At 68.6% G+C, this 13,421-nt stretch carries 1 protein-coding gene; it reads right to left on the reverse strand.

Going from position 1 to position 13,421, the window contains the following annotated elements; genetic code table 11:
* Positions 1-13,421 (reverse strand): non-ribosomal peptide synthetase (locus tag QH195_RS33225; protein ID WP_280438314.1); only part of this gene is annotated, 13,421 nt, incomplete at both ends.

Raw genomic sequence — 13,421 nt, forward strand, 5'->3', positions numbered from 1 at the left:
GTGGGGGCTGGGTCCGCCCCCCGCGGGGGGGGGCTTCCGCGAACTCGGCGACCGCCGCCCGCCCGGCCACCGTGCGCTTTTCTAACACCTGCCGCGGCGTCACCCCCACGCCGCGCGCCTTGGCGCGCGACACCAGCTGGATGGAGACGATGCTGTCGCCACCGAGGGCGAAGAAATCGTCGTCCGCGCCGACCCGCTCCACCCCGAGGACACCGGCGAAGGTGTCCGCCAGAATCTCCTCGATGGGCGTGGCCGCGGCCCGGAATTCGCGGACCTCGAACACCGGTTCCGGCAACGCTTTACGGTCCAGCTTGCCCGAGGCGTTCAGCGGGAACGCGTCGAGTTCCACGAACGCCGCCGGCACCATGAACGACGGCAGGCGATCGTGCAGATGGGCCCGCAGTACATCGGCGTCGGTGGTCGCGCCGGCCACCGGCACCACGTAGGCGACCAGCTGATCACCGGTCCCCGAACGACGCAGGATGACCAGGGCCCGGGCCACCGAGTCGTGTTCGGTGAGCGCGGCCTCGATCTCGCCCGGCTCGATCCGCTGGCCGTGCAACTTCACCTGGAAGTCGCTGCGGCCCAGATACTCCAGCTCCCCGTCAGGGGTCCAGCAGACCACATCGCCCGTGCGATACATCCGCTCACCGGCACGGAACGGATTCGCGACGAACCGTGTGGTGGTCAGATCGGGACGGGCCAGATAGCCGTGCGCCAGCTGCGCACCGCTGAGATAGAGCTCACCCCGGACACCCGCGGGCACCGGCCGCAACCGGTCGTCGAGCACGTAGGTCTGGGTGTTCAGGCCGGGCACACCGATCGGCACCGCGCCGATTTCGGCACCCGTCACCTCGTGGGCGGTGACGTCGATCGTGGTTTCGGTCGGCCCGTACTGGTTGAACAGGCGTGCTGCCCCGGTGCGTTCCCGCAGTTGCCGCGCGAGTTCACCGGACAGCGATTCACCGCCGACAACGATACTGCGCAGACCGGCCCAGTCCGCGGGATCGGATTCGGACAGGAACACCGACAGCAACGACGGCACGAACTGCGCCATCGTGACACCCTCGTCGGCCATCAACCGGGTGAGGTAAGCCGCGTCGCGATGCCCTTCGGAATGCGCGATCACCAGGCGCGCGCCGAGTTGCAGCGGCAGGAAGAACTCCACGACGGACGGGTCGAAGGTCGCCAGCGTGCGCTGCAGCAGCACATCACCGGCGCCGATTCCGTGCCGTTCGCGGGTGGTCTCCAGATAGTTGAGCACGGCCCGATGCGAGACCGGGACACCCTTCGGCCGGCCGGTGGAGCCCGAGGTGAAGATCGCGTACGCGGTGTTGTCCGGACGCAGCGGCCGCAGCCGGTCGGCATCGGTGAGCGGAGTGTCCGCGAAACCGGACAGGTCCAGCCGATCGATGCGTACCTGCCCGGCGATCGCCGGATCGAGGTCTTCACCGGAGGTCAGCACACAGACCGGTCGCGCTGTTTCGACGATGTACTCGAGCCGCTCCACGGGCTGGTCCGGATCCAGCGGCACATACGCGCCGCCGGCCGCCACCACGGCGTACGCGGCGGTGAGCAGGTCGAACGACCGGCGCATCCCCAGGGCCACATAGGTTTCCGTGCCCACCCCGGTATCGCGCAGCCACCGCGCCAGCCGGTGCACCCGGCCCGCGAACTCGCCGTAGGACAGACCGGTGCCCTCGTAGACCAGGGCGGTCCGGTCCGGGGTCTGCGCTACGACCCGGTCGAACCCGTCCAGCAACAAACCCGGCGCGATCGCCTGCTCGGTCGCGTTCCACCGGTGCAGCACCAATTGGCGTTCGGCCGCATCCAGCAGTTCGATCTCACCGACCGGCGCCGCGGGATCGGCGACGATTCCCTCCAGCACCCGCAGGAACCGGTCCACGAACCCGGCCACCGTCGCGTGGTCGAACAACGCGGTGGCGTAGGTCAGATACCCGGACATCCCTTCCGGGGCGCCCGTCGCGTCGTAGGTGTCGCTGAGAATCATGCTCAGGTCGTACAGCGCCACCTCCGCGCCGGCGTCGACCCCGGATACCGACAGATCGGGCAGTTCCAGGCTCGTCTGCGCCAGGTTCTGGAAGGTGAAGCCCACCTGGAACAGCGGATGCCGCGCCGTCGACCGCACCGGGTTCAGCACTTCCACCAGCTGTTCGAACGGCACATCGGCATGAGCGAGGGCCGCGATATCGGCCTCACGCTGGCGTGCCAGCAGCTCGGTGAACGATTCCCCGCCGTCGAGCTCGGTCCGGAACACCAGGGTGTTCACGAACATGCCGATCACCTCGTCGAGGGCGGCATCGCCACGGCCGGCGACCGGGGTACCGATGGCGATATCGCCGGTGCCCGACAACCGGGCCAGCAACACCGCGAACGCGGTATGCGCCACCATGAACAAGGTCGCACCCTGCTCGCGGGCGTAATCCGCCAGCGCCCGGTGCAGTCGCGCATCGATACGCACCTCGACCCGGCCACCGTCATACGACTGGGCCGCCGGCCGCGGCCGGTCCGTCGGCAGATCCAGCTGCTCGGGCAGATCCGCCAGCGCCGAACGCCAGTAGGCGAGCTGCTCATGCGCCAGCGACGACGGATCGGTGCCGTCGCCCAGCAGATTTCGCTGCCAGATCGCGAAATCGGCGTACTGGATCGGTAGTGGCGCCCAATCCGGCGCCCGGCCCGCCGCCCGTGCCGCGTACGCGGTCATCAGATCCCGCGTCAGCGGCGCCATCGACGAACCGTCGCCGGAGATGTGATGCACCACCGCGGCGAGCACGTACTCGTCTGCCACACCGTCGATCTGCAACAGCGTCACATTCACCGGGACCTGCTCGGCGACATCGAAGGACATCGCCGCCAGTTCGGCCACCACGGTCTCGACCGCCTCCGCGGACACCGTCCGGACATCCAGCTCCGGTACCGCTCCCGTCGCCGGCAGAATTACCTGCACCGGACCGGATTCGGTCTCCGGATACACCGTCCGCAGCACCTCGTGCCGGGCGACCAGATCACCGACCGCCTGCCGCAGGGCCGCCACGTCCAGCTGCCCGGACAACCGGATCACCATCGGGATGTTGTAGGCGGCCGCACCACCGTCGAACCAGTTGAGGAACCACATCCGCTGCTGTGCCAGCGACAGCGGGATACGGGTGACGACCTCGCCCGACGACAGCACCCGCGTGGGCCGCGGCTGCGGTACCAGCGGCGGACGTCCACCGGAACCGGTCTGCTCTTCGAGCCGCGCCGCCAGCGCACCGACGGCGGAGGCCTCGAACAGGGCCCGGACCGGCACCTGGGTGTTCAGTGCCGCGCCCAGCCGCGCGACGGCCTGGGTGGCGAGCAGCGAGTTACCGCCGAGCGCGAAGAAATCGTCGTCCACGCCGACCCGCTCCACACCGAGAACCTCGGCGAGCACACCGGCCACCACATTCTCGGTCGGCGTCGACGGCGCCCGGAACTCCCGCGTCTCGAAGACCGGTTCCGGCAGTGCCCGGCGGTCGAGCTTGCCGGCGGGGGTGAGCGGGATCGCGTCGAGCACCATGATCGACGCCGGCACCATGTAGGCCGGCAAGCGCAGCCCGGCGTACTCGCGAAGCTCGTCGGTATCGACCGTACGATCGGCCGCGGCAACGACATACGTCACGAGCGAGACCACGCCCGCGGCATTCTTGTGACCTGTCGTGACCGCGAAGTCCACAGTCTCGTGCGCGGTGAACGCGGCGTCGATCTCCCCGAGTTCGATACGGAAACCGCGGACCTTGACCTGGAAGTCGTTACGGCCCACGTACTCCACCGCGGGATCACCCGCGGCGTCACGCCGCCAGCGCACCACGTCGCCCGTGCGATACAGACGCGAACCCGGTGCACCGTGCGGATCGGCGACAAAACGACCGGCGGTGAGACCCGGCCGCGCGTGGTAGCCGCGCGCCAGCTGGACACCACCGACGTACAGTTCCCCGGCCACCCCCTCGGGCACCGGCTGGAGGCGGTCGTCGAGCACGAATGCGCGCATACCCCGCACCGGACCACCGATGGTGATCGGGTCGCCCGGAAGCAACTGTCCGCTGATGTTGGTGGCGATCGTCGCTTCGGTCGGGCCGTAGGCATTGTGGAACCGGCGCACGGTCCCGCCTTCGGCGACGGTGGACCATTTGGCGACCAGATCCGCCGAAATGGCTTCACCACCGGCGACGATAACTTCCATGCCCGCGAGATCGGCGGGATCGAGCGAGGCCAGTACCGACGGCGTGATCAGACCGACCGTCACACCCTCGCGGGAGATCAGCTCGCCCAGCTCGGCGCCACCGTAGGTACCGGTCGGCACCACTACCAGCGCACCCGCCGAACCGACAGCCAGCAACAGCTCCAGGATCGAGGCGTCGAACGACGGCGACGCGAACGCCAGCGCCCGCGACTCCGGAGTCAGCTGGTACCTGTCCACCTGCTCGGCACTGAAGTTCGCCAAACCGGCATGGCTGACCACCACACCCTTGGGCAGGCCGGTCGAACCGGAGGTGTAGATGACATACGCGGTGTTCGCCGGAGTCAGCGGCCAGACTCTGTCGGCGTCGGTGATCGGCTCCGCCGGGTAACCGTCCAGGGCGAGCTCGTCGAGCACGAGCCAGTCCACCGAATCCGGCAGATCGCCACGCACCGAGGACACCGTGATACCTGTCGGCGCGCCGGAATCGCTGAGCATATGCGCGATCCGGTCCTCCGGATACGTCGGGTCGATCGGCAGGAACGCGGCACCCGACTTCGTCACGGCCCACTCCGCCAGGACCGAATCCGCCGACCGCGGCACCGCCACGGCCACCACGTCCTCGGCACCCAGGCAACGCTCGATCAGCACGCGCGCCAGGCGGTTCGACCGCTCGTCGAACTCCCCGTAGGAGTAACGCACGCCTTCGAAGACCACGGCCGGTGCCGCCGGATCGACGGTCACGGCGTCGGCCAGCAACTCCGGCAACGTCCGCGCGGGCACCGCCGGACCACCCGTGCGGGTCAGCGCTGCGGCCCGTTCGGTGTCGTCCAGGATCTCGATTGCGCCCAGCACCACATCCGGGTCGGCGGCAACCGCGGACAGCATCCGCCGGAACCGCGTGATCATCGTGTGGACGGTGGCTTCGTCGAACAGTTCGGTGGCGTAGTTCAGATCCAGAACCATTCCGCCCGAGGCGTTCTCGCCCAGGGTGAACTGGAGATCGAAGCGGGCCACATCGTCGGCGAGGTCCACACCCGACACCTCGAGCCCGGCCAGATCCAGCACCGGCTGCTCATTGTTCTGTAGCGAGAGCGCCACCTGGAACAGCGGGTTGCGTGCTTGCGAACGTTGCGGCGCCAGCAGATCCACCAGACGTTCGAACGGCACATCCGCGTGCCCGAACGCGTCGAGATCGGCGTGTTTCGCCCGATCCAGCAGCTCGGCGAAAGTCTCCCCCGATTCGACCGCGGTGCGCAGGACCAGCGTATTGACGAACATGCCGACCAGATCGTCGAGCGCCCGCTCGCCACGGCCCGCGATCGGCGAACCGATCGCGATGTCATCGCTCCCGGAGAGGCGGGCCAGCAGTGCGGCCAGGGCCGCGTGCAGCACCATGAACATCGAGGCGCCGCGGGCGCGGGCCAGCTCCTCCAGCGTCCGGACGAGCTCGGCCGGCAGTTCGGTGCGCACGGTCGCGCCCCGCAGCGAGGCCGCCGCCGGGCGCGGCCGGTCGGCGGGCAACGCCAGCTCATCGGGTAGATCGGCGAGAGTGCGCTGCCAGAACGCGATCTGCCGCGCCATCGGCGAGGCCGGATCGTTTTCGGCACCGAGCGCCTGCCGCTGCCACAGCGAGTAGTCGGCGTACTGGACCGGAAGCGGCTCCCAGCCCGGCACTTCGTCCTGGGCCCGCGCGGCGTACGCGGTCATCACGTCGCGCGCCAGCGGTGCCATCGAGAAACCGTCCGCGGCGATATGGTGCACGACCACGACCAGCACATGCTCGCCCTGCTCGGGGGCGAACAGCCGGATCCGCAGCGGGATCTCCTCGGCCACATCGAAACCGGTCGCCACGAACCGGGTGATGGCCGCGACCGTCTCGGCCGCGGTGATCGCGACCGGAGTGATATCGAGCTCCACCTGCTCGGCGGGCACGATCACCTGCACCGGGGTGCCGTCGATCTGCGGGTAGCGGGTGCGCAGCGATTCGTGCCGCCACACCACATCGGAAACCGCCGCGCGCAATGCCGCCACGTCGAGAGCACCGCTGAGGCGTATAGCCAGTGGCAGGTTGTAGGCCACCGACGAGGTGTCGTACTGGTTCAGGAACCACATCCGTTGCTGCGCGTACGACAGCGGGATCCGGTCCGGGCGCGGGCCCGCCACGAGTGCCGGGCGCGCCGACTCCCCGGCCTGTTCGACCCGGATCGCCAGGGCCGTCACCGTGGGCGCCTCGAACAGCGCGCGCACCGGCACGCTCACGTTCAACGCGGCACCGATACGGGCCGCGACCTGCGTCGCGACCAGCGAGTTACCACCCAGCTCGAAGAAATCGTCGTCCGCGCCGACCCGCTCGACCCCGAGCACCTCGGCGAACGTATTCGCCACGATCTCCTCGATCGGCGTCGACGGCGCCCGGAAGACCCGGGCCTCGAATGTCGGTTCGGGCAGTGCTTTCTGGTCGAGCTTGCCGGAGGAGTTCAGCGGGAACGCATCCAGCACCACGAACGCCGACGGCACCATGTACGACGGCAACTGATCGCGCAGGTGAGCCCGCAGTTCCTCGGTGTCGATCACCCGGCCGCCGGCCGGTACGACATACGCCACCAGATGATCGCCCGTGCGCGTATGACTGCGCATCACGACCACGGCCTGAGCGACCGAGTCCAGCTCGGTCAGCGCGTGTTCGATTTCCCCGGGTTCGATCCGCAGACCGTGCAGCTTCACCTGGAAGTCGCTGCGGCCCAGGTACTCCAGTTCCCCATCGGGGGACCAGCGGACGACGTCGCCGGTGCGATACATCCGCTCGCCGGCGCGGAACGGGTTCGCGATGAACCGTGCGGCAGTCAGGTCCGGGCGGGACAGATAGCCGCGTGCCACCTGCACGCCGCCGATGTAGAGCTCGCCGGGTACCCCTTCCGGCACCGGCCGCACCCGCTCGTCGAGCACATAGGCCTGGACGTTGAACCCGGGCACACCGATCGGCACCGCGCCGATTTCGGTATCGGTCACCTCGTAGTGGGTGACATCGACCGTGGTCTCGGTCGGACCGTACTGGTTGTGCAGGCGGGCACCGGTTATCTCGCGGACCCGCTGAGCGAGGTCGGCGGAGAGCAGCTCACCACCGACGATGATATCGCGCAGACCGGACCAGGATTCGGGCTCGGATTCGGACAGGAACACCGACAGCAGCGACGGCACGAACTGCGCCATCGTCACACCCTCGTCGGCCATCAACCGGGTGAGGTATGCCGCGTCGCGATGTCCTTCCGGACGCGCGATGACCAGGCGGGCGCCGACCTGCAGCGCGACGAAGATCTCCATCACGGAGGCGTCGAAGGTCGGCAGGGTACGCAGCAGCAGCACATCGTCTGGGCTGACACCGTGCCGGGCATGGGTCGTCACCAGATGATTCACGACCGACCGGTGGGATACCACCACACCCTTCGGCCGGCCGGTGGAGCCCGAGGTGAAGATCGCGTAGGCGGTGTTGTCCGGCCGCAGCGGACGCAACCGATCCGCATCGGTGACCGGCGTATCCGCGAAACCGGACAGATCCAGCCGATCGATACGCACCTGCCCGCCGATCGCCGGATCCAGGTCTTCACCCGAGGTCAGCACACAGACCGGTCGCGCCGTGTCGATGATGTACTCGAGCCGGTCGAGTGGCTGGTCCGGATCCAACGGGACATACACACCGCCCGCGGCGACCACCGCGTAGACGGCGGTGAGCAGGTCGATCGACCGGCGCATACCGAGGGCCACACAGGTTTCCGTGCCCACGCCGGCATCGCGCAGCCACCGTGCCAGCCGGTGCACCCGGCTCGCGAACTCCCGGTAGGTGAGGTTCGTATCGTCGAAGGTGAGCGCTACGGCCTCGGGCGCCCGGGCGACCTGCGCCTCGAACAGCGATACCAGCGTCATGATGCTGTTGCCCGGGGTCGCGGTGAGCGCGGTCTCCACCGGGAACTCGGTGGCGTTCCACCGCTGCAGCATCATCGACCGTTCGGCCGGCTCCATGAGTTCGATATCGCCGACCGCCACCGCGGGCCCGGCGGCGACCGCCCGCAGCAACCGCAGGAATCGCCGGCTGAACTGGGATACGAACGCATCGTCGAAGAGATCCGTCGCGTACATGAGCTCGGCGACCATACCCGGCCCGTCGTCGGCCGCCTCGCTCAAGGTGAGCACCAGATCGTATTGCGTGCTCGGTGTTTCGACATCCAGCCCGGTCACCGTCAGGCCGGGCAGTTCCAGTTCGGAGTATCCGAGGTTCTGGAATGCCAGCATCACCTGGAACAGCGGCTGCCGCGACTGCGACCGCACCGGATTCAGCACCTCGACCAGCCGCTCGAACGGCACATCGGCGTGCGCGAACGCATGCAGGTCCCGGTCGCGTACGTGCGCGAGCAGATCGGTGAAGGCAGCGTCGAGATCGACCTGGGTGCGCAACACCAGGGTGTTGACGAACATGCCGACCATATCGTCGAGCAGCCGTTCACCGCGTCCGGCGATCGGGATACCGACAGCGATATCGGTGGTTCCGCTGAGCCGGGCGAGCAGCGTCGCGAAGCTGCTGTGCACAACCATGAACAGAGTCGTGCCCTGGGCCTTGGCGAGTGCGCCGAGTTCCTCGACGAGGTCGCCCGGCACCACGAACTGGTGGGTCGCCGCCTGTTCGCTGGCCACCGCGGGCCGGGTCCGGGTGGACAGCCGGAGCTCGTCGGGCAGACCTGCCAGCTCGGCTTTCCAGAAGTCGAGCTGCCGGGATACCAGCGATGCCGGATCGTCCTCGGAACCGAGCAGTTCGCGCTGCCAGATCGCGTAGTCGATGTACTGGACCGCCATCGGCGCCCAGTCGGGCGCCCGGCCTGCTGTCCGCGCCTCGTACGCCGACAGCAGGTCGCGGCTCAGCGGATGCAGGGAGAAACCGTCGGCCGCGATATGGTGCACGACCCCGACCAGCACATGGTCGTCGTCGCCCAGACGGTAGATCCGCATCCGTACCGGTGGCTGAACCGTCAGATCGTAGCCCTGGACAACGAATTCGGTGATCGCCGTGCGCAGTTCGACTCCGAGGCCGGCGGCGAACTCCCGGACCTCCACCTCCGGAATCGCCTCGGCCGGTGACAGCACCCGCTGATAGCCGACCCCGTCCTGCGACGGGTACACGGTACGCAGGGATTCGTGCCGGGCGATCACATCGCCGACCGCATCGATCATGGCCGGCACATGCAGCGTGCCGCGCATCCGGAAGACGATCGGAATATTGTCGACCGCCGATTCCGGCTGGAATCGGTTGAGGAACCACATCCGCTGCTGAGCCTGCGACAGCGGCGGGCGTTCGGGCCGCGGCCGGGCGGCGAGCACGGGACGCCCACCGGCGCCGGCCTGCTGCTCCACCCGCGCCGCCAGGGCGGCCACGGTCGAATCCTCGAACAGCATCCGCACCGGCACCTCGGTGTCGAGCGCGGCGCCGATCCGGGCGGCGACCTGGGTCGCGATCAGCGAGTTACCGCCGAGCTCGAAGAAATCGTCATCGGCGCCGATCCCCTCGGTGCCCAGCAGGTCGGCGAAGACCCCGGCCACGATTTCCTCGATGGGCGTCGACACCGCGCGCGTGCCCGCCGATTCGAAGACCGGCGCGGGCAGTGCCCGGCGATCCAGCTTGCCGTTGATGGTCAACGGAATCCGGTCCAGCACTACGAGTGCGGACGGAACCATATAGCTCGGCAGCCGCTCCGCCGCGCCCGTGCGGACGGCTTCGGTGTCGAGTTCGGCACCGTCGTCGGCCACCAGATAACCGACGATGCGGTGATCGCCCGGCTTGTCCTCGCGGACGATCACCGCGGCCTGCGCCACGCCCGGCTGTGCCAGTACGGCGGCTTCGATCTCACCGAGCTCGATCCGGAATCCGCGCACCTTCACCTGGTCGTCGGCGCGCCCGAGGTATTCGAGTTCGCCGAAGCGGTTCCAGCGGGCCAGGTCACCGGAGCGGTACAGGCGGTCGCCGGGTTCGCCCAGCGGGTCGGCCACGAAACGGGCCGCGGTCAGGTCGGGACGGCTCAGGTATCCGCGGGCCAGCTGCACACCGGAGACATACAGCTCACCCGAGACACCCACCGGCGCCGGCCGTAGCCGTTCGTCCAGCACATAGATCTTCAGGCCGCCCAGCGCACGACCCACCACGCTGCCGGCCGCGCCGGCGATGGTGGCGGCGTCGAGCGCGCGGTAGGACACGTGCACCGTGGTCTCGGTGATGCCGTACATGTTCACCAGCAGCGGCGACGCGGTTTCCCGCCCGTCGACCACATGGGTGCGCCCGGCCGTACCGTCACCGTGCCGCTGGACCCAGTCGGTGAGCCGGCGCAGTTCCAGCGCCTCGCCGCCGAACACCACATAGCGCAGCGCCAGCGGACGGTCGTCGGCCGCGGTGCGATCCGCCTCGGCCAGCTGATAGAACGCGGACGGCGTCTGGTTGAGCACGGTGACGCGTTCGGTGCGCAACAGTTCCAGGAACTGCTGCGGCGACCGGGAGACGTAGTAGTCGACGACCACGAGGGTGCCGCCGAACAGCAGCGGGCCCCACAGCTCCCAGACCGAGAAGTCGAAGGCGTAGGAGTGGAACAGCGTCCACACGTCCTCGGGTCCGAATCCGAATTCGCGCTCGGTATTGGCGAACAGCCGCACCACGTTGCGGTGCGGGACCGCGACGCCCTTGGGGCGGCCGGTCGAACCGGAGGTGTAGATGACGTAGGCGGTGTTGTCCGGCCGCAGTGGCGCGCGGCGGTCGGCGTCGGTGATCGGGCCGTCGTCGGCGTCCTCGATATCGCCGGCCTCCACCGCGAATCCGTCCACCGCGACCCGCGATACGCCGGCCGGGAGGTCCACCCGCAGGGTGGAATCCAGCACCACGGTCGCCGGGCGCGCGTCACCGAGGATGTAGGTGAGGCGTTCCGCGGGCGAATCCGGGTCCACCGGTACATAGCCGGCACCCGATTTGATCACCGCGAGCAGCGCGACGACCAGATCCAGCGAACGCGGCAGCAGGACCGCGACCAGGTTCTCCGGTCCGGCGCCCTCGTCGATCAAGCGGCGGGCCAGCACATTGGCCCGGCGATCCAGTTCGGCATAGGTGAGCCGGTCGTCGCCGGACTTCGCGGCGGTCCGCAGCGGATGTTCACTGGCGGCCACCTCGAACAGGCTTGCCAGAGTAGCCGTTTCGGGCAGGTCGACCGCCCGGCCCTCGACGCTGAACACACCCGGGGCAGCGTCGGGACGAATACCTGTCCAGGTCTGCACGACATCGGTGCGCTCGGATTCGGTGAGCAGATCGATATCGCCGACCGCGATATCGGGATCCGCCACGACCGCACGCAGGATCCGCACCAGCCGCTCGGCGAATCCGCGCACGGTCTCCGGATCGAACAGATCGGTGGCATACGACCACTGCATGAGCAGGCTGCCGTCCACGGCACCGTCGGTGCCGACGGTGAGCTGCAGGTCGAACTTCGCCAGACCGGGATCGAAGTCGACGACCTCGAGCTCGAGGCCCGGCAGGGAGACGCTGCGCATATCCGCCGCCGACGCGGCCTCGAACGCCAGCGCCACCTGGAAGAGCGGGTGATGCGCCTGCGAGCGGCGCGGGTTCAGGATGTCGACGAGCCGCTCGAACGGTATATCGGCATGCGAGAAGGCGGCCAGATCGGTACGGCGCACCTCGGCGAGCAGTTCGGTGAACGGCATCGCCGGGGACACCTCGGTACGCAACACCAGGGTGTTGACGAACATGCCGACCAGGTCGTCGAGTGCCTGTTCGCCACGGCCGGCGATCGGGGTACCGATGGCGATATCACCGCCGGCGGACATCCGGCTCGACCAGGCGGCCAGCACCGCGTGCACCAGCATGAACAGCGTGGTGCCCTGGGAACGTGCCAGATTCTCCAGCTCGGTGCGCAGAGCCGGGTCAACGGCGAAGTCGTGGACGGCACCGGAGTTGGAGGCGATCTCCGGACGCGGCCGGTCGGCCGGGAGTTCCAGCTGATCGGGGAGATCCCGAAGGTTCTCGACCCAGTACGCGACCTGCTGGGCGGCGACCGACTCGGGATCGTCCTCCGAGCCGAGCACCTCACGCTGCCAGAGCGCGTAATCGGCGTACTGGACCGGCAACGGCGCCCAGCCGGGCTGCACCCCGCGACTGCGGTCGCTGTAGGCGACGACGAGGTCGCGCAGCAGCGGTCGCGGCGAGAAACCGTCGGCGCTGATGTGGTGCGCGACGAGGACGAAGACATGGTTGCGCTCGTCCAGCCGCAACAGGGTCGTATGGAACGGCGGCGCGACCGTGACATCGAAGACCGCACCGGCCAGCGCCAGAATCCGCTCCGGCAGTTCCGCTTCGGTGACAGGTTCGGCGACGAGGTCGAGTGCCACCTCGTCGGCGCGGAGCACCTGCTGGTGACCCACACCGTCCACCTCGGGGTACATGGTCCGCAGTACCTCGTGCCGGTCCACCAGATCGGCGAGCGCGGCCTGCAGGGCCGCCACATCGAGATCACCGGTGAGCCGGATGGCGAACGGGATGTTGTAGGTGGCCGAGGCGCTGTCGAACCGGTTGAGGAACCACATCCGCTGCTGCGCCAGCGACAGCGGTACCCGCTCCGGCCGCGGGCGCGGCGCGAGTACCGGCAGACCGGCCCGACCGGTGGCGGTCTCGGCGGCAGCCGCCAAGGCGGCGACCGTGGATGCTTCGAACAGCATCCGGACCGGGACCTGCGCATCCAACGCTTTTCCGACCCGGGCCGCGACCTGGGTCGCGATCAGCGAGTTACCACCCAAAGCGAAGAAATCATCATCCGCACCGACACGGTCGACACCAAGGACATCGGCGAACACACCCGCCACGATCTCCTCGATCGGAGTCGACGGCGCCCGGAACTCCCGAGTCTCGAACTCCGGCTCCGGCAACGCCTTCCGATCCAACTTGCCCGAAGTATTCAACGGGAACGCATCCAGTACGACCACAGCCGCCGGAACCATGTAGGTCGGCAGCACCTCACGTACGGCCTCCAGCAAGGTCGTCTGCACGATCGCCTGCCCCGGAGCCGGAACCACATAAGCGACCAACTGCTCACCCAACTGGGAAGCAGAAACCGTCACCGCGGCCTGACTGACCTGCGGCTGCGCCAGGAACGCCGACTCGATC

It is taken from the genome of Nocardia carnea, from assembly GCF_029868855.1.
GTDB lineage: Bacteria > Actinomycetota > Actinomycetes > Mycobacteriales > Mycobacteriaceae > Nocardia > Nocardia carnea_A.